Origin of the sequence: Escherichia sp. KS167_9B, from assembly GCF_030295215.1 — a bacterium.
GTDB classification, from domain to species: domain Bacteria; phylum Pseudomonadota; class Gammaproteobacteria; order Enterobacterales; family Enterobacteriaceae; genus Escherichia; species Escherichia coli_F.
In genome coordinates this window covers 167,185-193,144 of record NZ_AP025755.1, presented here as the reverse complement: position 1 = coordinate 193,144, position 25,960 = coordinate 167,185, and the positions used below count along the sequence as shown (strand labels likewise).

General features: G+C 47.4%; 20 protein-coding genes and 2 pseudogenes. 18 read left to right on the top strand and 4 right to left on the bottom strand.

The window, feature by feature from the left end; all coding sequences use genetic code 11:
* Positions 1-11 precede the first annotated feature (11 nt).
* The 18 genes and pseudogenes from faeH to QUE34_RS27670 all read left to right on the top strand — a co-directional run.
* A complete protein-coding gene (faeH, locus tag QUE34_RS27750) occupies positions 12-830 on the top strand; it encodes a F4 (K88) fimbria minor subunit FaeH (protein ID WP_077883607.1) in 819 nt (272 codons plus the stop codon).
* A gap of 30 nt (positions 831-860) precedes the next feature.
* Positions 861-1,625: a F4 (K88) fimbria minor subunit FaeI gene (gene faeI, locus QUE34_RS27745; protein WP_000758127.1), complete on the top strand. Its 765-nt coding sequence runs from the start codon at positions 861-863 to the stop codon at positions 1,623-1,625.
* Positions 1,626-1,641: 16 nt separating this feature from the next.
* Positions 1,642-2,415, top strand: coding sequence for a F4 (K88) fimbria accessory protein FaeJ (gene faeJ, locus QUE34_RS27740; RefSeq protein ID WP_000932016.1), 774 nt, complete (start codon positions 1,642-1,644; stop codon positions 2,413-2,415).
* Between the two features lie 91 nt (positions 2,416-2,506).
* Positions 2,507-3,100, top strand: a complete 594-nt coding sequence (locus QUE34_RS27735) for a hypothetical protein (protein ID WP_000404109.1) — start codon at positions 2,507-2,509, stop codon at positions 3,098-3,100.
* 895 nt (positions 3,101-3,995) lie between these two features.
* A complete protein-coding gene (locus QUE34_RS27730; RefSeq protein ID WP_001355415.1) occupies positions 3,996-4,859 on the top strand; it encodes a F4 family fimbrial subunit in 864 nt (287 codons plus the stop codon).
* Between the two features lie 72 nt (positions 4,860-4,931).
* Complete coding sequence (locus tag QUE34_RS27725; RefSeq protein ID WP_286338984.1) at positions 4,932-8,606, top strand: S6 family peptidase; 3,675 nt, start codon at positions 4,932-4,934, stop codon at positions 8,604-8,606.
* 243 nt (positions 8,607-8,849) lie between these two features.
* Positions 8,850-9,056, top strand: coding sequence for a DDE-type integrase/transposase/recombinase (locus QUE34_RS28795; RefSeq protein ID WP_001355416.1), 207 nt, complete (start codon positions 8,850-8,852; stop codon positions 9,054-9,056).
* 48 nt (positions 9,057-9,104) lie between these two features.
* Positions 9,105-9,329: an integrase core domain-containing protein gene (locus QUE34_RS28790; RefSeq protein WP_000087485.1), complete on the top strand. Its 225-nt coding sequence runs from the start codon at positions 9,105-9,107 to the stop codon at positions 9,327-9,329.
* Positions 9,330-9,704: 375 nt separating this feature from the next.
* A complete protein-coding gene (locus QUE34_RS27715) occupies positions 9,705-10,865 on the top strand; it encodes a glycosyltransferase family protein (protein WP_050541220.1) in 1,161 nt (386 codons plus the stop codon).
* A 22-nt stretch (positions 10,866-10,887) separates the two neighbouring features.
* Entirely contained in the window at positions 10,888-12,123 is a 1,236-nt protein-coding gene (locus QUE34_RS27710) for a glycosyltransferase family 4 protein (protein ID WP_000368916.1), read from the top strand.
* Complete coding sequence (locus QUE34_RS27705) at positions 12,120-13,289, top strand: glycosyltransferase family 4 protein (RefSeq protein ID WP_001261744.1); 1,170 nt, start codon at positions 12,120-12,122, stop codon at positions 13,287-13,289. Before QUE34_RS27710 ends, QUE34_RS27705 begins: the two co-directional genes overlap by 4 nt.
* Positions 13,279-15,093: an ABC transporter ATP-binding protein gene (locus tag QUE34_RS27700; protein ID WP_000834219.1), complete on the top strand. Its 1,815-nt coding sequence runs from the start codon at positions 13,279-13,281 to the stop codon at positions 15,091-15,093. Before QUE34_RS27705 ends, QUE34_RS27700 begins: the two co-directional genes overlap by 11 nt.
* Positions 15,083-16,369, top strand: a complete 1,287-nt coding sequence (locus tag QUE34_RS27695) for an aminoglycoside phosphotransferase family protein (protein WP_000930903.1) — start codon at positions 15,083-15,085, stop codon at positions 16,367-16,369. Before QUE34_RS27700 ends, QUE34_RS27695 begins: the two co-directional genes overlap by 11 nt.
* Positions 16,344-17,357, top strand: a complete 1,014-nt coding sequence (locus QUE34_RS27690; protein ID WP_001355418.1) for a phosphotransferase — start codon at positions 16,344-16,346, stop codon at positions 17,355-17,357. The genes QUE34_RS27695 and QUE34_RS27690 overlap by 26 nt, the downstream gene beginning before the upstream one ends.
* A gap of 2 nt (positions 17,358-17,359) precedes the next feature.
* Positions 17,360-18,679, top strand: a complete 1,320-nt coding sequence (locus tag QUE34_RS27685; protein WP_000489500.1) for an alginate export family protein — start codon at positions 17,360-17,362, stop codon at positions 18,677-18,679.
* Positions 18,680-18,710: 31 nt separating this feature from the next.
* A complete protein-coding gene (locus tag QUE34_RS27680; protein WP_001028043.1) occupies positions 18,711-19,883 on the top strand; it encodes a nucleotide sugar dehydrogenase in 1,173 nt (390 codons plus the stop codon).
* 201 nt (positions 19,884-20,084) lie between these two features.
* Positions 20,085-20,237: pseudogene (locus QUE34_RS27675) on the top strand (IS66-like element accessory protein TnpA); the annotation flags it as partial.
* A gap of 42 nt (positions 20,238-20,279) precedes the next feature.
* A pseudogene (locus QUE34_RS27670) lies at positions 20,280-20,684 on the top strand (IS66 family transposase); the annotation flags it as partial.
* Positions 20,685-20,787: 103 nt separating this feature from the next.
* On the opposite strand, the gene fdnI reads toward QUE34_RS27670, so the two are convergent.
* The 4 genes from fdnI to QUE34_RS27650 form a co-directional block, all read right to left on the bottom strand.
* A complete protein-coding gene (gene fdnI, locus QUE34_RS27665; RefSeq protein WP_000045939.1) occupies positions 20,788-21,441 on the bottom strand; it encodes a formate dehydrogenase-N subunit gamma in 654 nt (217 codons plus the stop codon).
* Positions 21,434-22,321 (bottom strand): formate dehydrogenase subunit beta, encoded by an 888-nt coding sequence (gene fdxH / locus QUE34_RS27660; RefSeq protein WP_001251453.1) that lies wholly within the window; start codon positions 22,319-22,321, stop codon positions 21,434-21,436. Before fdxH ends, fdnI begins: the two co-directional genes overlap by 8 nt.
* A 12-nt stretch (positions 22,322-22,333) precedes the next feature.
* Positions 22,334-25,384, bottom strand: coding sequence for a formate dehydrogenase-N subunit alpha (gene fdnG, locus QUE34_RS27655; protein ID WP_000395613.1), 3,051 nt, complete (start codon positions 25,382-25,384; stop codon positions 22,334-22,336).
* Between the two features lie 356 nt (positions 25,385-25,740).
* Positions 25,741-25,917, bottom strand: coding sequence for a hypothetical protein (locus QUE34_RS27650; protein WP_157839835.1), 177 nt, complete (start codon positions 25,915-25,917; stop codon positions 25,741-25,743).
* Between the last annotated feature and the right edge of the window lie 43 nt (positions 25,918-25,960).

Below are 25,960 nucleotides of genomic sequence, written 5' to 3'. Positions count from 1 at the left end.
GGCATTAAATTATGAGGATATTACAAGCAATATGGCCTTCTGCTGTAAATGGCTGTTATTTTTTGCCTGTTCTTTTTATAGCTCTTTTATTTTTTTCTTTGCGAGCTGATAGCGATATTTTGGATGGTGGCGAAATTCTGTTTAATGGCTTTGTCACTGACGAAGCTCCCAAATGGACTTGGCAGATAAGTTCTCCCGACCAGATTTGGGCGGTGGATACTGCCGATGCGCGCACGGAGAACGGGCAACTGGTTTTTAATTTGCGTGATAAAGGAACGCTGTCGTTTCTGGAGGGGCATTTGCATGAGGTGGCTGAGCGCGGTGGTCCCGGATTCACGCCATTTATTAGCTTCAGCAGTAACGGTCAGCCTTTCGCCGTAAAGGAAGGCAGTGGCACAACAGCGCAACGTTTTCGCGCCTCTGTCCCGGTGCGTGACCCGGAAACGGGGAACGTATTGGGACAGCTTTCTTTCACTCTGAATCAGGGGATGGCTGTCAGTGTCGGTAGACAGGAAGACGGGGGAGCTGTGCCGGCCGGGATGTCGCTGGTCAGTGGACAGAGCGTGACGGATGTACAATCGGGAAATCTGCCTCAAGGGCTGAAAAACCGTCTATCTTCATTATTACTGATGAATCAGAATTTTGGAAATGGCATGAATGCGGTGGATAACGGACAGGTTATCAACCAGGGAATATTGGCTGACGGTCGAGTGATGGATCTGGCTGCGGCATATGCTTCTGCTGTGTCGGATTTTGAACTGCGGTTACCGGCAGAGGGTACACCGGCCAGCTGGCAGGTGGGGCTGAATGTGACGGTTACAGTACAGTGATGGTTGCAGGGATAGAAGGAGAGAAGAGAAATGAAAAAGGTGACGCTGTTTCTGTTTGCTGTCAGCCTCCTGCCCTCCACAGTGCTGGCCTGGAATACACCGGGAGAAGATTTTAGCGGCGAGCTTAAGCTGGAAGGCCCGGTGACCAGTACCCGTAATCCGTGGGTATGGAAAGTCGGACAGGGAAATGAAAGCCTGGAGGTTAAACAGAGCCGTAGTGTTCGTGATGGTGAGCAGGGAATTCCGGTTGCACTGCCGGCGATGACCGTTTTACTGGGAAAAACTACCCTGACCACTCCGGCAGGACGTGAGGGGCTTTCACCCCGGGTCAGTTACGGAACGGGCGGTGATTTTTTTTCACTTGTCTGGACAGCACCTGGCATGGCGGAAGTGACGCTGCCTGTTATCGGAGATAATAATGTCCGGGAAGGTTCATTTATTTTCAGAATGCAGGCGACCGGGGTATTGCGCTATGTGAAGGACGGACAGCCGGTGTATGTCGGCGTGTATGACGATCTTAATGCGAATGGTCTGCCTGGTGAAAGCAATTCTATGAAAGTTTCTGATATTCCGGGGGTTCTGCAGAAGATGTTTAGTGGTGAAGGCCCCGGCTGGATGCAGACAATGACGGTGACGGTTTCAGAGGGGCTAAGTCGTTTCAATGATGTCTCCCTGCGTCAGGTTGAAGGTGCGTATGGTGCTCAGACTGTAGCAGACAGTGGTGAATTACGTCTGAACGGCACGATGCCGGAACGCTGGCGGGTGTCACTGCCGGTAAGTATTGAGTACCAGTAAGCAGGAGGACAGTCCGGTGCTGAATATTATTCATCGTCTGAAGTCCGGTATGTTTCCGGCTCTGTTTTTTCTGACTTCAGCCAGTGTGCTGGCACAACCTCTGATTATTCCGCCGGGCCATTGGCAGGAGGGAATGGCTGTGGGCGTGACGGAATTCAGCGGCACGCTGTATGTTCCTGAAGTTTCCTGGCAGTGGCAACCCCGCGCTGTACGGATGGCTACACCAGATGCCGTGCATGCCGGTCTGACAACGGGTAAAAGTGGCATGGTCAGTGAAAGCCGGGCAGGGCAGGATTTTTATATTCTTGGCGGACATACCACATCGCTGACAAGCTCCCGTCCCGGGCTGCAGCCGTCAGTGACATTACTTCAGGTGATTCCATCATCTCCCCGGATTGCGGCCCGGGGAGAACTTGCCCGGGGGCAGATGCGTTACGGGGAAATCACGTTTACCGTTCGTCACCTGTTGGCATGGCAGGACAATATCACAGCTGGTCAGGGCTGGAGTGTGGTTAGCGGAGAGGTGACACCGGAGGCAGAACGGCAGGTGAAACGTCTGTTATGGCAGGTGAGGGGCTATGAATGGACACCGAACTATGCAGGATTAACCGCACGTCCTGATGCGTTTATTTCAGGGGCAGAGTCGCTGTTGTCACAGGAAAATGACAGAAAGTATATTGTCGGAGCCTGGGTGACATCACTGAGTGATGTGCGGGTGAATTTCCCCGGTGCTGAGGAGCCGGTAAAACGCTGGCAGGGGAGTTTGACGCCGGTAGTAGCCTATTTCTGATAAAAGGAAAACGAAGAGTCATGGCTCCGGTAAGGTGAGTTCTGGGCGCTGATGCCGTAATTAGTGGTCTTTTATTTTTGGCTGATGTGATATGGAAATAAAAACAAAGGGAAAGGTACTTCTGACAGGAACCTGCTGGTATGAGCTGACAGGGCTATGGAGTCTGTTATCAGACTGTGAGTACGACGTTTACCGTGTGCCACTGGGATATACCTGTTCCCGGGAGAGCTGGGACCTGATTATTGTGGCGCTGAGTGCAGAGCCTCTTGCGGGGTGGGGGCGTCATTTATCCAGGATACGTGAACTGAGGGCGGAAATGTCCGGTGAAATGCTGGTTCTGGTGCCGGAGAGGCTGGAGATGCTGAAGGTGTTGCGAAATATCTGCCCAGTGTACAGTGGATACATGTCTCTGTCGGACCTGGAAAGAACTGTGCGCATGGCACTGAACAGAAAGGTATCTCGTGCCGGTAAATTCCGTCTGACCTCCGGACAGCGACTGGTACTGAAACGCTTTTCAGAGAGAGGCAGAGTCTGTCCCCCGCTCCTGAACCCGGGTGAACGAAGTCTGTACTGGCATTACGCCCGGTTGGCAGAGAATGTTGGCGTGAGAGATTTCAGGATGCTACTGATGACCGGGCTGGACAGGGAGATACATAAAATAGAGGAGTTTCAGTCTGGGCAGTGATTTTATATCCGTAGAGAGACTACTCTGTGTGCTCAGTAACGGGGGAAACCATATCCAGCCGGTGGTTTTTTCATCAGATTTGCCATATCTGGTGTTGAGTTGCTGGTTCGCTGGCACATAGCGAAGGGATAAATTATTCCGTTGGCATATTTCATTAGCAGGATGGAATCTGTCGGTCTGTTGTTTCTCCTGAGGGAGAGATACTGAATCATAGGGGGAACTGATTTTCTGATATTAAAGCCATGTTATCTCGTGGTTTCCGGCTTGCCGTGAGCGTGACACCTGTATTGAATTTGCACTGGATGATTTCGGAGCCTGATGTTCCGTGATGCCATACCGAAATACTTTCTGGTCAAAGGCTTCACACAGGACATTCTGAGTGAAAAGAGATCCCGGCATATTGTGAGTTTTGTAGGGGAGTGGGGTATTGATACGCTGGCAGAAGGTGTGGAAACACAGGTGCAGGTGAACTGTTTGTTCTGTCTGGGCGATTTCCTCAGACCGGAAAAGATGGAGGCATTTTGTTGTGAGTATAAACAACGTCAGCGGTGTAATCGGTAAGTCATTCCTGAAAAATAAAATCAAATACATTTAAGTGTTTTCGTTTTATTTCTGATGATCTGACCTCTGGCGTTGCATTTTTCAGACTCCGGCAGAGTTTTCTTCTTACTTCGACTTCTTTTGTTCATGTTTTTGGGCAGGCATGTTTATTCATTTTGTCAGCAGGCAGGGGCGCAACCTTCTGGTGAATATAGAGGACATACCTTCGTTCTTCAGAAAGGTGTTTTTTGTGAGCTTTATATCAGGGGAGTTGAAGGGAATGTTATTGTGGATGAGGAGTTCAGTGCGGTTTACAGAAAAATAAAAGAGATTTCACCACGAGTGAATAATACGAGTGAAAATATATCTGAGGGGAGTGAACGTGCGTCAGAATGCTGTGATTGAGGCTTTTCTTATTATCATATTATTAATCTGCGGGAAAGTTTCTGCTGATACCGGATGGCACTCTGGCAGGGACTTTCAGGGGTCTGTGGGATTAAGGGGGACCATCATGCCTTATGATGACACCCTTCCTCCTTGGTTGTGGAAAACGGGCGGATATACCGGGTTCAGCAACAAAATCAGTGAGCTGACCAGTAATAGAACACGCTTGACGGTTAGTGCTCCCCATGACCTTCTGCTGCTTGCCGGTAAGTCGGCACGTGCTTTTGAGGGCAGTGAGACATCCGGTGCCGGTATTGTTCCTGTCATTCAACTGGTGGGAAGTGACGGAGGCGAAATTCGCATTCAGTGGGCCAGTGGTACACCGGGACAGGGGCTGCTTGTACTGCCACTGAATGTTACCGGAGACTCTCAGACGACAGGCACTCTGGCGGCAGAGGTTCAGGCTTTCGGGGCGCTTGCGTGGACGGAAGAGGATGGCTTTGGTGCCAGAATAACCCAGACACTGGGGAATAACAGTGCTGATGCTTATGTGTTTAATGGCGGCGTACCTGACAGCAACGCGTGGAGCACGGCTGACGGGCTGAGTTTCATTTCCCGGATGACGGAAGGTGAGGTGTCAGCAGAAAGTATCTGGAAACAACTGAAATTGGGTGTTCCGGGTGTGCCTGATTCACCTGTGATTGCTGATGAAAGTGGTTATCAGGACCTGGTGGGGGAAGGCTGGTTTTATTCCGGGGCATATGTACTCGGGATTTCTTCCGGCACAGTTCTTAATCTTCATTTCAGTGAACCGGTTACAGGACAGTCAGCCTAGCGGGCAGGGATGACGGTGATTATCCGTTATGCCTGAGAGTGCTGATTTTATTTTTTTCAGGGTTAATTAAAAATGAACAGAATTTATTCTTTACGCTACAGCTCTGTGGCCCGGGGTTTTATTGCCGTCTCTGAGTTTGCCAGAAAATGTAATTTAAAATCAGTCAGGCGTTTGCGCCTTCCTGTTTTATTGCTGACGTCCGTACTTTTCTCTGCAGGAGGCTTTGCGGGAACAGTTAATAATGAACTTGGCTATCAGTTATTTCGTGATTTTGCTGAGAATAAAGGTATGTTCCGCCCGGGGGCAACGAATATCGCCATTTATAATAAGCAGGGAGAGCTTGTAGGTACGCTGGATAAAGCGGCTATGCCGGATTTAAGTTCCGTGAATTCAGGAAGCGGTGTGGCGACACTAATTAACCCGCAGTATATCGCCAGTGTGAAACATAACGGGGGATATACAAACGTCAGCTTTGGTGATAGTGAAAACCGTTACAATATAGTAGACCGGAATAATTCGACTTCACTGGATTTCCATGCTCCCAGACTGGATAAACTGGTGACAGAGGTTGCCCCGACTGCGGTGACGGCGCAGGGGGCAGTGGCTGGCGCATATAAGGATAAGGAACGCTATCCTGTTTTTTATCGTCTGGGGTCTGGTACCCAGTATATCAAGAACAGTAATGGACAACTGACACAAGTAGGTGGGGCATATTCCTGGCTGACCGGCGGGACCGTCGGTAGCTTGTCATCCTACCAGAATGGTGAAATGATTAGTACCAGTTCAGGTCTGGTTTTTGATTACCAATTAAACGGTGCCATGCCTATTTATGGTGAGGCCGGTGACAGTGGTTCTCCTTTGTTTGCTTTTGATACTGTTCAGAATAAATGGGTGCTGGTTGGTGTTCTCACCGCGGGGAATGGTCCAGGTGGCAGGGGAAATAACTGGGCAGTTATTCCTCTTGATTTTATCGAGCAAAAATTTAACGAGGACAATGATGCTCCGGTTACGTTCAGTTCATCTGAGGGGGGAGTACTGGAGTGGAGCTTTGACAGCAGCACCGGAGTTGGCACCCTGACCCAAGGGACCATCACATATGACATGCACGGACAGCTGGGAAATGACCTGAATGCCGGTAAGAATCTGGAATTTCTGGGGCAGAATGGGCAGATTGAACTGAAGGATTCGGTTTCGCAGGGCGCGGGTTCTCTGACGTTCCGTGATAATTACACAGTAACAACCTCTAACGGAAGTACCTGGACTGGGGCTGGTATTATTGTGGATAAAGGAGTGTCCGTAAACTGGCTGGTCAACGGCGAGGCAGGTGACAATCTGCATAAAATCGGTGAGGGTACGCTGACGGTACAGGGTACAGGTATCAATGAGGGAGGTCTGAAGGTCGGGGATGGGAAGGTTGTTCTGAGTCAGCAGGCGGACAGTAAAGGACAGGTGCAGGCTTTCAGCAGTGTAAATATTGCCAGTGGCCGACCGACTGTGGTACTAACTGATGACCGACAGGTAAACCCGGATACCATTTCTTGGGGATATCGTGGGGGGATTCTGGATGTTAATGGTAACGATCTGACGTTTCATCAGCTGAAGGCCGCAGATTATGGTGCTGTGCTGGCAAATAATTCTGATAATCATGCCTCAATTACGCTGGATTTCGATACAGAAGAATATCTGTATCATGGGCAGCTAAAAGGAAACGTGGATGTAACTAATGTGGTTGAAGTTGGGCAGAGCGCTGTACTGGTCATGGATGGCTCCGCTGATATATCCGGTAAATTTACCCAGGAAAACGGGCGTCTGACGTTGCAGGGGCATCCGGTTATCCATGCATACAATACTCAGTCTGTGGCTGACAAACTGGCTGCCAGTGGAGACCATTCGGTTCTGACTCAGCCCACATCATTCAGTCAGGAGGACTGGGAGAACCGGAGCTTTACCTTTGACAACCTGTCACTGAAGAACACCGATTTTGGCCTTGGCCGTAATGCCACGCTGAACACCATGCTTGAAGCAACAGATTCGACGGTCACACTGGGCGACAGCCGGGTTTTTATCGACAAAAACGACGGTAACGGTACGACCTTTACGCTGGAAGAAGGCACATCAGAGGCTGTGAAGGATGCAGACCGTAGCGTGTTTAATGGGAGCGCTGTCCTGAACGGGAAGACGACACTGGATATCATGAACGCAACCTTTAATGGTGATATCAGCGGTCATGCCAGCTCTCATGTAGAGTTGTCTAGTCGAAGTCACTGGAATATGACGAAAAGCTCCACGCTGGATTCGTTCAGAAGCAAAGGCGGGACGCTCTCCCTTGTGACAGACAACTGGTCGCCGAAAACGCTGACGGTAAACACACTGCATGCCAGCAGTATGAATATCGCTATGGGTGTCAGCACTGCCGACAACACGGGCGACCGGATTGATATTCTGAATAAGGCAACTGGCGGACATAACACACTGGACCTGTCCACCCTGTTTGACCAGACTCTCACACTGAAAAATGACCTGACTCTGGCATCTGCACCGGTCGGAACTTCTCACGGGTACTTCTCCTTTGCCAGCCTGAACAGGGGGTTTACTGTTTATACCCCTGACACACAGGTGCAGGAGAAAGACGGCAGAGTTTACTGGCAACTGAAAAGTCATGCCGGAACAACAGAATCTCAGATATCACCGGGTGTCAGTGATGGTGTGACAGATACAACCTCTCCGGTTGCACCGGATACAGGTAATACAGGAAGCACTGAGGCTGATGGTATTGTGTCTGAAGGGAATAACAGCAGTGGTGTGACGCCTTCCCCTGATTCTCCGGGAGAGAATGCGGGCACGACGGTGAATGGCAGTACGCTGTTTAAGGGCGCGGATAACACATCTCTTCTGAAGAAAGCGCGTGTCATGTTTTCCGCCCGTGAGTTTATTCTCAGCGACAGCGCTGACCGCTGGACACAGGTGGTGGACAACAGCGATGCAGACGGTGGTGTATGGGCCATGACAGGGTACAGTCATGGTGGATATGACGACTTCAGCCTAAACCAGAGTGGACTGAATGTGGGATTTCGCCAGTCTGCTGCCAGTAATACCTGGTGGGGGATGGGGGCAGAGTTTTACCGGGGGCACAGCAGCACAGATGGCTACCGGGATGATTTCAGCCTGTGGGGCGTGCATGTTCTGGCAGGTAAATCCTTTGACGGTGGTCTGTTTGTGGATGGTATGATCGGATACCGGGAGCTGTCAGAAGATTACACTATTCAGGGAGAGCTGAGTGACCTGTCCGGCAGAGCAAAAAGCCATATCCTGACAGCGGGTATCCGTGGCGGGTGGAAGATGTATGCATCCCCTCTTGATATGTCGATAACACCGACTGTTTCACTGAACGGTGCACGGGTGGACGGAAATCGTCTGCAGGGCCGGGAGCGGAGCGTGGAGCTTCATGATGGCGATGCCTTGTGGCTGAAAGCCGGGGTTGAGGCAGAAAAATTATTTGGAAATATGACGCTGAAGGCAGGTATCTGGCGGAATATCACGTTTAACGATATGCCCGGAATGACCCTACGTGATGACTGGAAAGCCCGTCACTATGATGCAGAGAAAGCTGACCGCTATACCGTTTCGTTTGGTATCAACGGAAAGCTGACAGATAAACTGTCAGTACAGGCAAAAGTGAACAGCAGTTTTGATGGTTACTTTAAGACCGATGCTGAAGGGATACTGGGTATTCGGTATGATTTCTGATAGCAGATATCGCTGATAACTTATTCTGTTGAGGGGCTGGATAGCCCCTCCGGAATATTTTTATATGTAATTGTCAGGCATGAACCGTCGGGAATAAGCATTACCGCAGGCTCTATCGTTGGATATTACAGCGCACTAAGACCGCACGAATATAACGGTGGGTTACCCCCAAACGAATCGGAAAATCGATACTGAAAAAACTCTAACGCGGTGGCCAGTTTTTGTTGACCACTTCAGGTCTGGGTGGCAGATATAACGTATGTTGCCACCCGGGAAGGATGGCTGTATATCGCTGGCGTCAAAGATGTTTATACGAGCGAAATTGTCGGTTACGCCATGGGAGAGCGCATGACGAAAGAGTTGAAGGGTAAAGCCCTGTTTATGGTGCTCAGGAACCAGCGCCCACCTGCCGGGATAATCCACCACTCCGATCGTGGTTCACAGTACTGAGCATACGATTACAGGGCCATACAGGAACAGTTTGGTCTGAAAACATCAATGTCGCGTAAAGGTAACTGTTACGACAACGCTTCGATGGAAAGCTTCTGGGGAACACTGAAAAATGAAAGTCTGAGCAACTATCGTTTTAAGAGCTGGGATGAGGCCATCTCAGTAATACGGGAATACATTGAGATTTTTTTACAATCGTCAGCGTCGTCACTCTCGTCTGGGAATATCTCCCCGGCAGCCTTCAGGATAAAATATTATCAGATGGCTGCTTAGAAAAAGAACAAATGGTGGTGTCCGCTATTGCCAGTACACCTCAGCCTTGCAAACAGGGATGTGTACATCTAGAGAATGTAGAAGCCAAATTTTAACTAATTGTGCACATTTTAAAGAGGAGTACACAATTAGTTAAAATTATTTAGAAAGATGACTTATTATTGATTTTATATCCTTGGGTGCTGAGGGGTGTAAAAGGATGTTAAAAAATAATAGCATTTTATCTCGTTGGGAAAATTGCTGAGTATCTGCCAGTATTTAAAACATTAAATCTAAAAACAAAATGGGTTAAAAAGTTTAATGCTAATTGTTATAATTAGTGCGGTAGCTATTTAAAAATGATAGAAATATTGACATTTTAAATTTATTGATGATATGAAACTGGCGTTTTATTCTCATGATACGATGGGGCTTGGGCATTTACGGCGAAATCTTTTGCTTGCAGGAGCAGTTCAGAAAAGGTTTTCTGATACTGAAATTTTGATTATTAACAGTGCCCGTGAATCCGGATTATTTACACTACCTGAACGCTCAGATATTCTTACGTTACCAGCCTATGCCAAAACGTTGTGCGGCAAATATCACCCCCGGTCACTGGGCAATAATACCCGGAAATTGGTTAGCCTTCGGAGACAGATAATTCGAGCTGCATTGAGTGAATATTGTCCGGATGTAATGGTTGTGGATAATGTACCTGCTGGGGCGTTATCAGAACTGCTGCCGGTGCTTCCGGAATTGGTTGATGATAATGTGCATCTGATTCTTGGACTCAGGGATATTATTGATGAACCATCAGTTGTTCGTCATCAATGGCATGCTGCAGATAATTATACGATTGTCCGTCAGTATTATTCTGATATATGGATTTATGGCGATCGTTCATTCTATGATTTGTCGCTTGATCTTGCTCCGGAACCATCAGTATACCGAAAAATCAGTTTTCTTGGATATCCGGATGTTCCATTATCTCCATCGGTGTTACAGGATGAGCAATTTCAGTCTCTGATTTCTCGTCCATTCGTATTATGTCTTACAGGGGGAGGGCAGGATGGCTACCACCTTGCATCTGTATTTGCAGAGACATTGTTACCGCCAGGGATGGACGGTGTTATTCTTACCGGTAGCCAGATGGCTCGGGAGGAAGTGACATCATTACAGCGTATTGCGTCCATGCGTAATGATTTACATATTATTCGTTTTGTATCTGATCCTCTTTTTCTTCTACAGCATACGCACAGCGTGGTGGCAATGGGGGGATATAACACCTTACGGGAAATTCTTTCATTACGGAAACGGGCATTGATTATTCCCCGTATTGTTCCTCGTCTTGAGCAATGGATACGTGCTTCACGGATGGCAGAAAAGAATCTGGTTACATGTTTGCATCCGGACAGTCTGACGCCACAGTCAATAACTGATTGGCTGATTTCCGACTGGTGTCCTTCAGATCCACGACTTTACCTCAGTCTGAATGGGCTGCATTCCTTTACAGAAAAAATGAACGCGATATTTACAGCGCGGAGAGAAAATAATTAAAATCAATGGCATGGAGAGTGTAATGGATAATAAACACCCTTATGTCGGATATGTGGTTAAACGCTATCCCCGCTTTTCAGAAACATTTATTGTCAATGAAATTCTCGCTCATGAACGAGCCGGAATGAAGCTGGATATTTTCGCCCTTGGAGATGTTCAGGAGGCTTTTTTTCAGGAATCTATTTCCCGGGTAAAAGCACCGGTAACTCGTTTTAATTCTAGGCAATATAATGCTGAATATTATCATGATTTACTGCGCCGTTCTTTTCCGTTACTACCGGAACTTTCCGGATGTTTTTCCGATCCCGGATATAATCATGTACACGAATTTGCTCAGGCAGTGATGTTGGCAGCAACTGTACAGGAAAGAGGGATCAGGCATCTTCATGCACATTTTGCTACAAAAGCGACCACAGTCGCTCGCTTGGCAGCAAAACTCGCAGGGATCACGTACAGCTTTACCGCACATGCGAAAGATATTTATTTTGATTATCCTGAAGACTCTGCAATTTCCCTGAAGCTCCGGGATGCGAGCCGGGTGATTACTGTATCAGATTATAATTGTGCCTGGTTACAGAAAAAGTATGGTGGAAATCTGGCTTCACTGGAGAGGCTTTATAACGGTATTGATTTACAACAATACCTGTGTCGCGACAATCTCATAGGGCCGGAAAACACTGAAATATTAGCGGTGGGACGTTTGGTCGTTAAAAAGGGCTTCAGTACGCTGATTGAAGCGCTGCGTTTGTTGTATTGTCGGGGAATGAATTTTCACTGCACTTTAGTGGGAGATGGTCCTCTAAAAGAGACGCTGAGGCGACAGGTTGAAGAGAGTGGTCTGTCGTCTGTCATCACACTGACCGGAGCCCAACCTCAGGGATATGTGAAAATGGCTATGCACCGGGCCACGATGCTGGTTGCTCCCTGCATTATCAGTAGTGATGGGGACCGGGATGGGTTGCCGACAGTATTACTGGAGGCCATGGCGCAGGGATTGCCTGTTATTTCTACCCGGGTTGCCGGGATCCCTGAACTGGTGACTGACGGCCACACTGGATTCTGTATTGATCCTGAAAAACCGGGTGTAATGGCTGATGCCATTGAAAGAATGGCTGGTGATGCTGTGCTGAGGAAGTATCTGGCGCTGAATGCGAGAAAACGAATTGAAGATGCATTTGATATTGATCGTAACACCCGGCGACTGCGTGAAATATTTGAGGATGCAATTCAGGCAGGAATACAGGAGAGAGTTCAGTGAGAGTGGCCTATGTTTGTGCAGATCCTGGTATTCCTGTTTTTGGATATAAAGGAGCTTCCATTCATATCCAGGGAATGCTCAGGGAAATGCTGAACGCCGGTATGGATGTGACATTGTTTACCTGCCGGGGATTTTCGCCAGTACCGGAAGAATTTCGTGCTGTCAGGGTTGTCCCTCTTTTTGATTTATCCGGAACAGATTCAGATGAGGAAAAAGCCAGTCAAGCACTCAGGGGAAATCAAGAACTGAAGAGTAGGTTGGTGTCTGCCGGTCCTTTTGATGTTGTTTATGAGCGCTATTCTCTCTGGAGTTTTGCCGGGATGGAATATGCCCGGAATGCAGGGATCCCGGGCATACTGGAGGTTAATGCTCCCCTTCCGCTGGAGCAGAAACGCTGGCGAAAGATGGTGATGGAGCATGAAGCTTATCAAGTACTGGAGCTTGTACTGGAGCATGCCAGTACGGTGATAGCAGTTTCGCCCGGTATCCGTCGTTGGTTGGAGACATTACCTGCAACAGAAGGAAAAGTCCATGTTGTCCGAAACGGCGTGAATCCGGCTTCTTTTTATAAAAAAAACATGGCGCGGGGTAGCGTTTTTACTGTGGTATTTTCCGGAACCCTGAAGCCCTGGCACGGGATGGATACCTTGGCAGAAGCGTTTATTTTACTGCGTCGTCAGAGAACAGATATTAGTCTTTCTATCATCGGGGATGGACCGGAGCGTCCAGCACTGGAGAATGCTTTCCGGAGTGCTGGTGTAGATAACGCAGTGGTATTTCATGGTGGTGTTGCTCATTGTGATGTTCCTGCATTGCTTGCTTGTGCTGATGCGGGGGTTGCTCCCTATCCGCATTTCGATGATTTTTATTTTTCGCCTCTTAAAATTTATGAATATATGGCGGCAGAATTGCCAGTAATCACATCTCGAACCGGAGATCTTGATAGCATTGTAAAGCATGAAAAAACCGGACTTCTGATCCCACCAGAATCACCGTCAGCACTATCTGATGCAATTATCACTTTGGCTGACTCCCCTTCGTTGTGCCGGAAAATGGGGGAAGCCGGAGGTCTATATGTGAAACAGAATAGCTGGGAGAATGTGCTTAGGAAAATCTGGTTATATGCCGATATTACGCTGCTGACTGGAGGATTGGATGAAGTCTGAACATCAGCAGGTATTACGAACGTTCTGGCCGGCCATCCGGACACAGAAGATGCTGTTGTCAAGTGTATTTCTGACATTACTTCTGACCAGTATTATCCGGTTACTGGAACCCTGGCCATTAGCACTTGCTGTGGATTTTGTTCTGGGAAAAGCCAGATATGATGACTTTTCTTGGTTTTCGGTCGGGAATGACACTATCCAAGACTATCTGTTACCGGGATGTGCTCTGGGTGTTATTGCTATAGCTGTGCTAAAGGGATTATGTGGCTATTTCACCGCAACCAGAATGGCCTTGGCCGGAAGCAGGATCCTGAGCATTATCCGGAAGTCACTGTTTACACATCTGCTAAGATTACCCCTTTCAGCTCATCAGGAGTTGAGAGCCGGTGATCTGACTATGAGACTGATAAATGATATCGGAATGATGCGTGATGCGATGGTGACAGCTGTAATGCCTCTGTTATCTAGCCTTACAGTGTTCACTGGTATGGCCGGCATCATGCTCTGGCTGAACTGGCAACTGACAGTGGTAGCATTGCTTCCGGTTCCACTTCTTGTGCTGGTGACAGTCTGGAGAGGAAGACGGATCAGAGATGTCAACCGGGTTCAGAGACAGCATGAAGGGGAACTTGCTGCCCGTTCAGCAGAGTTCATGACTGCGATAGCAACAGTTCAGGCCATGGCACTGGAGAAAGATGCCATAAGGGCATTTGAGGGACCGGAACGACAGAGTCTACAACAGAATGTGAAAGCCAGAAAACAGGCTGTCGGGCTGGAGTGTCTGATTGAACTGTTGATTGCGGGGATCACAGCTATGGTATTACTGCTGGGAGCCAGAAGTGTTCTGAGCGGAAAAATGTCAGCCGGAGAATTACTGGTTTTTTTATCCTACCTGAAAAATATGTTCCGTCCTGTACGTGAGTTTGCAAGATACAGTACGCGTCTGATCAGGGCATTTACAGCTGGAGAAAGGGTTGCAGGGTTACTGCATTATCTGCCAGTAGAATACTCTGTTGAGGGAAAAAAACTGCCGTTATCAGAGATGCCGGATATTCGCTTTGAAAATGTTAGTTTCACTTACCGAGAGGGAAAGAATGGAGAGTGCGGTAGAACTCTTCATAATGTCAGTTTCCATCTCCCGTCGGGTCATACTCTGGCAGTGACCGGACCCTCGGGGGCTGGAAAATCCACGCTCAGCCGTTTATTGTTACGGTTATATGAGCCGGATTCTGGTCGTATCCTTTTGGGAAAGAATGAGTTGCACGAGTTTTGTGTGACATCTCTGCGTCAGAGGATTGGATATCTACCTCAGGAGCCCCTGTTATTCGGATACAGTATTCGGGATAATATTACGCTGGGAGCAGGAAAGACCTTCAGTGATGATGAAATAATTGCAGCGGCCAGACAGGCCAATGCACATGAGTTCATCAGCGGGCTACCACAGGGATATAATACTATAGTAGGAGAACGTGGAAATACGCTTTCCGGAGGGCAGCGACAGCGCATAGCAATTGCCCGGGTGATTCTCCTGAATACGCCTTTTATTCTGCTTGATGAACCAGGTGTAGGGCTGGATAGTATAAATGAACTGGCGGTCTTTACAGAGCTGAAAAGACTCCTCAAGAATAAAACAGCACTGATTATCACACATGATTTATCTCTGGCCGCTCAGGCTGATGAAGTTATTTTCATGGAGCAGGGAAAAATAACGGAGCGAGGCAATCACCATTCTCTGATGGCACGACAGGGACGCTATGCAGAACTGTGGTTACTGCAGAAGGAGGGAAAAGGGAATGCTGAATGATGTTGAGCGCGCTCTTGTTAGCCGGGATTCCATGCTGCCCGGGCTTGCTGCACTACTTGACGAAACGGTGCTGACTGGCGTTCTGCGACAGCAAAAGCCTTTTTTATCCCTGAAGCGTGTAAGCGTTACCTACATCCGTTACAAACCTAAAACCAGTTGTGTCGTAGGGGTGACGCTCTATATTGCTGATGAGATACCGTATTTTTGTTTTGTCAGAGCGCTGACGCGCTCCAGATTTATATCTTATTGCAGTCGATTAGTTTCTGACGGGAAAAATACCAGTGACTGGCCTGAAACCCCTGTATTACTTGATGAACTGGCTGCATTTATTTCTTCACCACAACTGGATCGCAAGTTATGCCTGGCCGCACTGTATAATAATAAATATACAGCACTGCTGCAGAATGCACGAGGCTCAGTCACCGGACAAGAGCGGGAACGCTGGCATTTTTTGCGTTACAAACCCGGGCGTCGTTGTGTCATTGGTGTTTATAGAGATGAACATCCTTTTGCGGTCATTCGTTGTGCGGCAGAAAAAGAGTTTTTTCGTCAGTTACGGGGAAGCCAGGCCGGATCCTCTCTGGCTCATATTGAACTTCTGGGGGTGAATGAAACAGACAGACTGATCGCTACCCGATGGATAGCGGGAAAAAGTCTGGATTATTTTCTGCATGGTCAGGAATATCTCAGTTTGGTCACGCTGACTGGAAAGTCACTGGCCAAGATCCATAATGAGCCTTATTTCCTGCCAGAGAAACAAACCTGCCGGGAGGCGCTCCAGCAGCTCTGGCAGGAACATGGCATGGTGACTGCACTTTATCCAGAGCTCGCGGAACGTTTTAGTCATTGTATTCTTCGTCTGAAGGCGTTATCTGAATGGCTGAGCCATGAGCAGGTTCTTTTGCACGGAGATTTTTCTGCTGATCAGGTTATCGTTGCAGAGGATGGCCGGAGTGTGAATATCATCGACTGGGATCGTTGTGTATATGGTCATCCTGCTGGTGATCCCGGCAGCTTTATTGCCCGGACTGAAATGGATGTCATTAACGGAGAGCTCACCGCTGCTCAGGCAAGAGGAATTCATGACGCACTGCTTGCTGGATACAAAATGGAACGAAAGATCAATGCTTTTGATATCGAATGGTATACCGCAAAAGCGCTGATGTGTCTTGTTGTGGAGCCTTTTCGTAAACGGGATGCCTACTGGCCGAAAAAAGCAGAACTGTTACTGAACAGAGTGGAGGATATCTGTGCGTCAGCTACACCTATCTCCTGAGTGGCAGGCAACGTTGCAGGAGCTTTGTTCTGTCCATGAAATGCAATCTTTTCTCCTCAAACTCCCTTGTGTGACAGCAGATAGTCAACTTATTAGTACCCGGTTATTACGGCAGAAGCCTGGGCGTAGGGCTCTGATTGAATACCATTTTGGGAGACGAGGGAGTTCTTCTCCTCTGCTGATTGTTGGGAAGTATCGTGAAAAGGGGGTTGATAAATTTTCATACTGCTGTCAGCAGGCATTGTGGTCTGATGGTTTTCATCGGCAGAACCGGATCAGTGTGCCGGAACCGTTGATGATTTTGCCGGAAAAGAGAATGTGGCTGCAGCGTCATGTTGATGGTCTTTTGCTGACAGACGTACTGATTTCAAATGTGTTTTCTAGGCACGAGCAGATAAGTACTGGCACAGCTGTCGGATACGCACTTTCTGCCCTTCAGCAGCATGGTGAACTGGCCCGGGTCGTGAATGGACGGCAGTGGACTCTGACAGATGAACTGTCTGTACTTGAGCAGGGACTGACAATAGCAGGAGAGGAAAACGTTGCCCTTTATAAACGTATCGATGCGTTGATGAAAGGGCTGCGTGAAGTGGCTGCTGTTCTTTCGGGTACACGGAAAAGCTGCCTTCATCGTGATTTTTACCCTGATCAGATTATCAGTAACCGAAATGACAGACGCTGTCTGACCCTTCTTGATTTTGACCTGAGTTGTACCGGGCCTTCCGCTCTGGATGCTGGTAACTGGCTGGCCCATGTCTGTGAACTGGGGATCCGCTATAAGGGGGATTACCGGATATTCCATGCACATGAAACAGCATTTGTGGAGTCATGGCTCAGCCACATGTCCGGGGTAACAGTGAAAGAAACGGAAGGGTTCCGGTTGTTATCACTGGCCCGGCATATTTTTTTGAGTACCCGAATTCCGGGGCGGAAGCATACCACCCTACTTTTGCTTGCTTATTGTGAAAAGTGCATGGAGTATTTTTAATTATGTTCAGAAACGGTTCCGGTCGATTCTGTGGTTATTTTCTTCTGTTTTTTGTTTGTGGAGTAGTTCCGGTACAGGCTTCAGAGTCTGTTGACAATGAGTTATTTCGTCCAAAAAAAAACAGTCTGTCCGGGGACAAAAGTAACCGGGAACAACTGATACGGTTTCATTCTACAATGAAGCTGGAAGGCGAGAGCTGGCGGAACAGAACATTAAGGAAGGGACAAAAGCAGGAAAACCGACATGAATTTGAGCCACAATATCGTTTAAGAATTGAGATTGCCAGAAAGTCTTCTCTGTATGGTGTGGCGGAAGCTGAACTGAAAAACAAAACCAGGAGGGATTCCGGTAAACCAGAAGAACATAAAACCCGACTGGAACTGACTCAGGGATATATAGGGGGAAGTTTGCGTGAAGTCGGAGCAGAAATTCGAGCCGGGCGGTGGCTGTACCGCGATGTCAGAGAATGGCTTTTTGATGAAAATCTTGATGGTATATGGGGGCGCTGGAAAAAAGATGACTGGCAGGTGGAGATGGTGGCAGGACGTGTGAATTACTGGCAGCGAGATTTGCTTGATGATACAACACGTAACAAAAGTGTGATATCCGTACAATCTGCATTTTTGCAGTACAGTGTGGAAAAGGACTGGGATACCGGTATTTATTTTGCTGTAAATAAAAACACGCATGATGTATATGAGCGTCAGTCTTTTTACGGGATACGTTCCCACAGTACATCGGATACGGGATGGCGGCACTGGCTGGAGGTCGGAGGAATGTATGCAGAAAAATCCGAAAAAAAATATCAGGGGAGGGTAATTGATGCAGGGCTTACTTGGATTCATAACAGTCCATCGCGCAGCCGCTTTACTCTGGGTTACGCCATAGCCAGTAAAAAATATCATCAGACCGGATTGCAGTCGAATGAAGCCAGCTTTGGTGGAAATACTAAATTCAGTATTTATGGTAATACATTATCTCCAGAGTTGACAAATATACGTATCCTGACGGTTGGCACTGGAATGGATATATCCCCAAGCAGTTCACTGGATCTTGTATATCATTATTATAGACAATCAGACAGGGATTTTTTATCTTCTCATGATCCAGACCTGAAGTCCCGTTATGACAATAGTTCTACTCTGGATCTCGGGAGTGAAATAGATCTTATCTGGGGCTACGAATTTAGTAAAAATATAAAAACTGAGCTATTGCTAGGGATGTTTATGCCATCAGAGCGTTTTCGGGTATCATCTACTGAAAATTCTCCCCGCAGTTCCCCTGCATATTCAGTCGGTCTAGAAGTAGAAATAAAAATTTAACTGAATAATCGTTATTTTTATGGTGTGAAATATGAATATTACCGTTTCAGGAACTGGATACGTTGGGTTATCCAATGCACTACTTCTTGCACGTTATCATAATGTGACGGCATTTGATATTGATGCCATTAGGGTTGAGCAGTTGAACAAACGAATTTCACCGCTTGATGATGATGAAATACGGGAGGTATTCCAAACTGGGAATATTTGTTTTAAAGCAACCACGCATAAAAGTGAAGCTTACCTAGATGCTGATTATGTTATAATTGCTACTCCAACTGATTATGATCCTAATACAGGATTCTTTGATACTGCTTCTGTGGAGTCAGTTATAGAAGATGTGGTAAAATTTAATCCACAGGCAGTGATAATCATTAAATCAACGATCCCTGTTGGATTTACAAAAAAAGTCAGACATAAATATTGCACTGACAAAATAATATTTTCACCAGAATTCTTACGTGAAGGGAAAGCACTATATGATAATCTCTATCCATCTCGAATTATTATCGGAGAGCGTTCAGAGTGCGCGAGGCATTTTGCCAGTATTATGAAAAATGCCGCAATGAAAAGGGATGTACCCGTTTTGTTCACAGAGCCTGCAGAAGCTGAAGCAATAAAACTATTTTCCAATGCTTTTCTCGCTACAAGAGTGGCATTTTTCAATGAACTTGATACCTATGCTGAAATTACGGGGCTGAACACTAAAGATATAATCAGAGGTGTCTGTCTGGATAGAAGAATTGGTGATTATTATAATAACCCATCATTTGGTTATGGTGGATATTGTCTGCCAAAAGATACGAAACAACTGAAAGCAAACTATGATAAACTAAATATACACAGCGATATTATTACTGCTACAGTGAGAGCAAACGATACACGTAAATCTTTTATTGTACAGAGAGTATTGGAAAAAAAACATAAAGTAGTGGGTTTTTATCGAGTTATTATGAAAAATGGTTCAGATAACTTCCGTGAGTCTGCCGTTATGGATATCATCCGTCAACTAAAGTCAAGAGACATATCTATTATTATATATGAACCAATATTGCAAAATAAAACAGTAAGTGATTTAATATTAGTCAATGAATTGCCTGTATTCAAAAAAAAGTCAGACATTATACTCGCGAACAGAATTACAGATGAATTAACGGATGTCAGAGATAAAGTATATACTCGTGATATATATTCACGAGATTAATTCTTTATCAAGCATCTTTTCGCCGGATGAGGCAGTAAAAAATGATACCAGTGAAATACCGTTCACTTAATCGGAGCGGCACTCATTTCACTTTGATATCTTAACCGCCCTTGGCCTTGATGGTAAGCGCTTCACCGTCTTTCGCCTCCCTTTCCTGTTTCCGATACCAATGTCCATTTTCGCAGTAAAAGGACATTTAAGATGAATGCACGAAAGGCGGTACTGGCAGATAATCCGGAATTAATCCCGCGTGTGCTACAGCTGAGATTTGACGAGTCACTGTCGTACCCGCGCATTTCTGCGCAGACTGGTGTCAGCAAAACCGCTATTTTTTCTCTGGTGAAGCGATTTCACTAGGTATTCACTGACTGGCCCCTTTCCGGTGAATAGCAAGTCAGGCAGCAGCGAAGCAAAGCGTTACTGACGTCGCTGCATGAATGGATGGTGGAGAAGAATGGCACGCTGTCGAAAAACTCCAGACTGGGCGAAGCGTTCAGCTATGTACTGAATCAGTGGGACGTCCTCTGTTATTACAGTGATGACGGTCTGGCGGAGGCGGACAATAACACAGCGGAAAGAGCGCTTCGTGCTGTCTGTCTCGGAAAGAAAAATTACGTGTTCTTCGGTAGCGATCACGGCGGCGAGCGTGGTGCACTGCAGTACGGGCTGATCGACACCTGCCGTCTGAACGGTATCGATCCGGAAGCGTATCTGCGCCATATTCTGAGCGTACTGCCGGAATGGCCCTCCAACCGTGTTGACGAACTCCTGCCATGGAACGTAGTTCTCACCAATAAATAAGCGTCAATACGGTGCTCCGTTGACGCTTACAGTGTAGCGGTATAGGAGCAGTTATTTAGGACTTTGTCTGCAATCTGAAACCAGCTCCTTAGGAGGTGAGCTTTTACTTAGACTGTAATTCCGTTGTTTCTTTTTCAGTAGATTCAACCTCACGATACCAGCGAGGATGGTGTTTCTTCGCCCAGCGTCGACTAACTTTCCCTTCAATCATACCTTTAATTGAACCTTTTACCCAAAACGCCATGTATATATGAATCAGAATGGCGTGAATCAGTACAATAGCTGCTGTCGCGTGGATTAACAAACACCAACGAACTATGTTAATTGAGAAATAATGGGCAAAGTATGGCCTCCAGATAATAACGCCGGTAACCAGTAATACCAGAATCAGGCTCATGATGCTCCAAAACATCATTTTCTGCCCTGCGTTGTATTTCCCCACATCAGCGACGTTATGCTCATTGCCTTTAAGTACATCAACGATCCCTTTAATCCAAGGAAGATCCTGTTTATCGGGAATATTGTGGTATACAAAACGAACGAACATAAACATCAGCATGATGAAAATCATCACTCCGATAAACGGATGTAGAATTCGTCCCATTTGCGGTGTACCGAAGGTTTCAGTAAGCCATTGCAATGTTGGGAAGAAAAGCGCAATACCGGAAAGTGACACCAGGAAGAAGCTTATTACCACCGTCCAGTGACAAGCACGGTCGATAAATTTGGTACGCAGAATCATGTTGCTTTTACTCATGACCGTTTTCCTTTTCATCATCATCCGTCTCTTTGTTTGGGCCTACTCCCACGTAGTGGTAAATCAGCCCGGCAAAAGTGGCGATAAATCCGGCTGCGGAGAGTGGTTTTAAAATCCCCTTCCAGAAGTTTACTGGTACGGCGATTTTGGGGTCATCTGGCAGATTGTGGTAAAGAGATGGTTGATCCGCGTGATGAAGTACATACATCACGTGGGTGCCGCCAATCCCTTGAGGGTTGTAAATACCCGCGTTGACATAGCCACGTTTTTTCAACTGTGCCACACGAGTTTCAGCTACATTAAGCATCTCTTTTTTGGTTCCAAACTGGATAGCACCGGTCGGACAAGTTTTCACGCAGGCAGGTTCCTGACCCACGCTGACCCGGTCAACGCACAACGTACATTTATAGACCCGATTATCTTCAGGATTAAGCCGGGGAATATTGAATGGGCAGCCAGCAATGCAGTAGCCACAGCCAATGCAGTGCTCGGACTGAAAGTCGACAATCCCGTTGGCATACTGAATGATTGCTCCAGGTGATGGACAGGCTTTCAAACAACCAGGATCGGCGCAGTGCATGCAACCGTCTTTGCGGATCAGCCATTCCAGCTTATCGTTCTGGGTGGTTTCGCTAAAGCGCATCACTGTCCAAGACTTAGCGCTGAGATCTGTCGGGTTGTCATAGACTCCGTTGCAGTAACCCACTTCATCACGAATATCGTTCCACTCTGAGCATGCTACCTGACAGCCTTTACACCCAATACAGGTGGTTACATCAATTAGTTTCGCCACTTCTGCACGGTAATTCCGCGCCTGAGGCGGCGGCGTGATGTTGTTCGTCGCAGAGCGTTTTATAATATCTTGTGATTGCATAGCCATGAGTCACCTTCCTTACGCTCGCTCTATGTTGACCAGAAATGCTTTATACTCCGGTGTTTGCGAGTTCGCATCACCCACCGATGGCGTTAACGTATTGGCGAGGAACCCTTTGCGTGTAGCACCTTCAAAGCCCCAGTGACAAGGAATACCGATTGTATCGACCTGCTTACCATCGATCATCAGCGTTTGCAGACGTTTGGTGACCACCGCCTTTGCTTTTATAAAGCCGCGTTTCGACATCACTTTCACCGTATCACCAGCTTTAATGCCTTTTTTGCTCGCCAGCGCCTCACCGATTTCGATGAATTGATCGGGTTGAACGATGGCGTTGAGCAGAGCATGTTTGGTCCAGTGGCGAAACAGTTCCGTAATGGAGTAAGTTGTTGCGATGTACGGGAAGGCATCCGCTTTACCCATATTGGTGATATCGTCATTGTAGATACGTGCAACTGGGCTGGATACAACATCCGGGTGCAGCGGGTTAGTACCAATAGGCGACTCAATGGGTTCGTAATGTTCCGGGAATGGCCCGTCGTTCATTTTGTCGATGGAGAACAAACGCGCTACACCTTCCGGATTCATGATAAACGGACCAACACTGCTGCCCGGTTCTGCCTTATCATAGTCTGCGACATCCATACCGAGCCATTTTCTGCCATCCCAATGCAGCAGAGCTCGTTTTGGATCCCACGGTTTTCCTGATGGATCTGCCGAAGCGCGATTGTAGAGAATACGGCGGTTGGCTGGCCATGACCACGCCCAGCCCGGTGTGCAGCCCAAACCATATGGATCACTATTATCACGATTTGCCATCTGGTTACCTTGCTCTGTCCAGCTTCCACAGTAGACCCAGCAGAAACAACTGGTAGAGCCGTCATCGCGTAACTGTGCAAAATTGCTGAGCTGCTGACCATTCTGGGCAATAAGCTGGCCTTTATCATCATAAATGTCTTCAAGTGCCTGGCCATTTGCTTCACGAGCAATCTCTTCTGGGTGTGGGTCATATGGATCTTTATAATTCCAGGCAATATTCAACAAGGGTTGAGGATTCGCTCCGCCTTCCTGCTGATATAGTTCACGCAGTCGCATAAACAGGTGGCCAAGGATCTTTCCGTCATGCCAGGCTTCACCTGGTGGTTCTGCCGCAGCCCAGTGCCACTGCAACCAACGCCCGGAGTTAGCTATTGAACCATTTTCTTCAGCAAAGCAGGAAGATGGCAGGCGGAAAACTTCGGTCTGAATATCTGCCGGGGTTACATCGTTCATCTCGCCATGATTCTGCCAAAAATTGGAAGACTCAGTGGCCAGTGGATCGATAACCACCATATATTTCAGTTTGGAAAGTGCCCGAATTGATTTGTTTTTATCGGGAAACGCCGCCAGTGGGTTAAATCCCTGAACGATGTAACCATTGAGCTTCCCTTCGAGCATCAATTCGGTCTGAGTCATTACGTCATACAGGCGATCCCATTTAGGTAGCCAGTCGTAGCCCCAGTTATTTTCCACTGTTGCATTATTGCCCCAGAAACTTTTCATCATGCTAACAAAGAATTTCGGAGTATTTTTCCAGTAATTGACCTCATTCACACCTAACGCAGGTGGCGTGATTTGCGAAATATAGGTCTGATAGTCTGGCTGTTTTTCCGACGGCAGCGGCATATAGCCCGGCAGGTTTGTCGACAATAAGCCAAGATCGGTATATCCCTGAATATTGGAATGGCCACGTAGGGCGTTAACACCACCGCCTGCCATACCTATATTACCCAGTAGTAACTGGAGCATAGCAGCGGCGCGAATAATCTGTGCCCCGTTGGAGTGGTGTGTCCAACCCAGTGCGTACAGGATGGTGGCGGTGCGATCAGGAACACAGGTACTAGCGAGAATTTCGCAGATTCGATTGAAATCCGCCACGGTAGTCCCACACAGTCGGTTAACCATTTCTGGCGTATAACGCTCGACGTGAGTTTTCAACAAATTCCACACGCAGCGTGGATGATTCAATGAATCATCACGCAGGGCATTACCCTGTTCGTCAAGCTGATAGAACCAACTTGATTTATCATACTGACGTTTCTTGTCGTCATAGCCGCTAAACAGACCGTCATTGAACTGATAGTCATCACGTATTATAAGGCTGGCGTTCGTGTAATGGCGCACATAGTCGTGCTGCACCCGGTTGTTCTTCAGCAGATAACGGATTACTCCGAGCAGGAATACTGTGTCTGAACCAGCGCGTATTGGCGCATACAGATCGGCGACGGCGGCGCTACGGTTAAAGCGCGGGTCTACCACCACCACGGTCGCGTCGTTTTTAGTTTGCGCTTCGACCACCCATTTAAAGCCTACCGGATGTGCCTCAGCAGCATTGCCGCCCATAATAAGTATTACGTTGGCATTTTTAATATCGACCCAATTGTTGGTCATAGCACCACGTCCAAATGTTGGTGCAAGAGCAGCAACGGTGGGGCCATGACATAATCGTGCTTGACAGTCGATAGCGACCATACCTAGTCCACGAGCAAATTTACCGTCAAGGATCCCGGTTTCATTGCTTGCCGCTGAGGAACATAGCATGCCTGTAGTGGCCCATCGGTTGACAGTAACGCCCTGTGCGTTTTTCTCAATAAAGTTGGCATCACGATCATCTTTCATGAGTCGGGCAATACGATTAATCGCATCATCCCAGCTAATACGCTGCCATTTATCTGCCCCAGGTGCTCGATATTCGGGATACTGCAGACGGTTTTTACTATGAATATAATCCAACACGCCAGCGCCTTTAGGACACAACGAGCCACGGCTCACCGGATGATCCGGATCGCCCTCAATATGGTAGATACTTTCTTTGACGTTTTTAGCTGTATCGCCAAGACTGTACATCAGCATGCCGCACCCTACTGAGCAGTATGTGCAGTTATTACGTGTCTCTTTTGCTTTTAAGAGTTTGTATTGACGGGTTTCCGCGTGAACGGAAAAAGATGATAAGAATCCGAGAGATGCAACAGTTGTTCCTGCCATACCGCCCGCGCAGATTCGAAAGAACTGTCTCCGATTGAACTCCATTTTTTCTCCAGCTTAAACTTAAGACATGAAAAAATATGGTTATTTTAATGTTAAATTATTTTATGGGCAATTAACTTTTAGCCAAAATCAGTCTCCCCTCTCCCTCCATTCCCTTTGGTGATGTTCCGGGGGTAAGTAATATTCCGGTGAACTCATATTGACGCGTTTTTCAGATGCGTCACTGGCGGTACATATGAACTCGCAGTGTGATGATAGTTGATTTATTTTATAGAGCAGAGGAGAAGCAACTAGATACCGGAGGTTGACACTAAAGTACTGAGTCGGGTGACCACTGCGACTTCCCCCTCTGACGAAGCGGTTTCCCTGCTGAAAAATGTCGGCAAAAAGGGGAAGCATCAGAAGGGGGGGACTCCGTCCGGCCAGTGAACCGTGCCGCACTCCGGACAGTACATACCGCCGGCGCTGATACCGGCAAGAATGGTCGCAAACACCCACTCCGTACAGCGGGCAATTTCCGGATAGCCTTCGTCATCAACACGAACAAACCAGAAGACCATCTTTTTGTTTCCCACATCCACAAAGAACGAAATATTCAGGTCTGCGCAGCACTTAACG

Excerpts from the sequence above, each read along its gene's own strand:
- faeH (WP_077883607.1), top strand. The coding sequence starts at position 12 with ATGAGGATATTACAAGCAATATGGCCTTCTGCTGTAAATGGCTGTTAT.
- faeI (WP_000758127.1), top strand. The coding sequence starts at position 861 with ATGAAAAAGGTGACGCTGTTTCTGTTTGCTGTCAGCCTCCTGCCCTCC.
- QUE34_RS27735 (WP_000404109.1), top strand. The coding sequence starts at position 2,507 with ATGGAAATAAAAACAAAGGGAAAGGTACTTCTGACAGGAACCTGCTGG.
- QUE34_RS27725 (WP_286338984.1), top strand. The coding sequence starts at position 4,932 with ATGAACAGAATTTATTCTTTACGCTACAGCTCTGTGGCCCGGGGTTTT.
- QUE34_RS28790 (WP_000087485.1), top strand. The coding sequence starts at position 9,105 with ATGTCGCGTAAAGGTAACTGTTACGACAACGCTTCGATGGAAAGCTTC.
- QUE34_RS27715 (WP_050541220.1), top strand. The coding sequence starts at position 9,705 with ATGAAACTGGCGTTTTATTCTCATGATACGATGGGGCTTGGGCATTTA.
- QUE34_RS27710 (WP_000368916.1), top strand. The coding sequence starts at position 10,888 with ATGGATAATAAACACCCTTATGTCGGATATGTGGTTAAACGCTATCCC.
- QUE34_RS27700 (WP_000834219.1), top strand. The coding sequence starts at position 13,279 with ATGAAGTCTGAACATCAGCAGGTATTACGAACGTTCTGGCCGGCCATC.
- QUE34_RS27695 (WP_000930903.1), top strand. The coding sequence starts at position 15,083 with ATGCTGAATGATGTTGAGCGCGCTCTTGTTAGCCGGGATTCCATGCTG.
- QUE34_RS27685 (WP_000489500.1), top strand. The coding sequence starts at position 17,360 with ATGTTCAGAAACGGTTCCGGTCGATTCTGTGGTTATTTTCTTCTGTTT.
- QUE34_RS27680 (WP_001028043.1), top strand. The coding sequence starts at position 18,711 with ATGAATATTACCGTTTCAGGAACTGGATACGTTGGGTTATCCAATGCA.
- fdnI (WP_000045939.1), bottom strand. The coding sequence starts at position 21,441 with ATGAGTAAAAGCAACATGATTCTGCGTACCAAATTTATCGACCGTGCT.
- fdxH (WP_001251453.1), bottom strand. The coding sequence starts at position 22,321 with ATGGCTATGCAATCACAAGATATTATAAAACGCTCTGCGACGAACAAC.
- fdnG (WP_000395613.1), bottom strand. The coding sequence starts at position 25,384 with ATGGAGTTCAATCGGAGACAGTTCTTTCGAATCTGCGCGGGCGGTATG.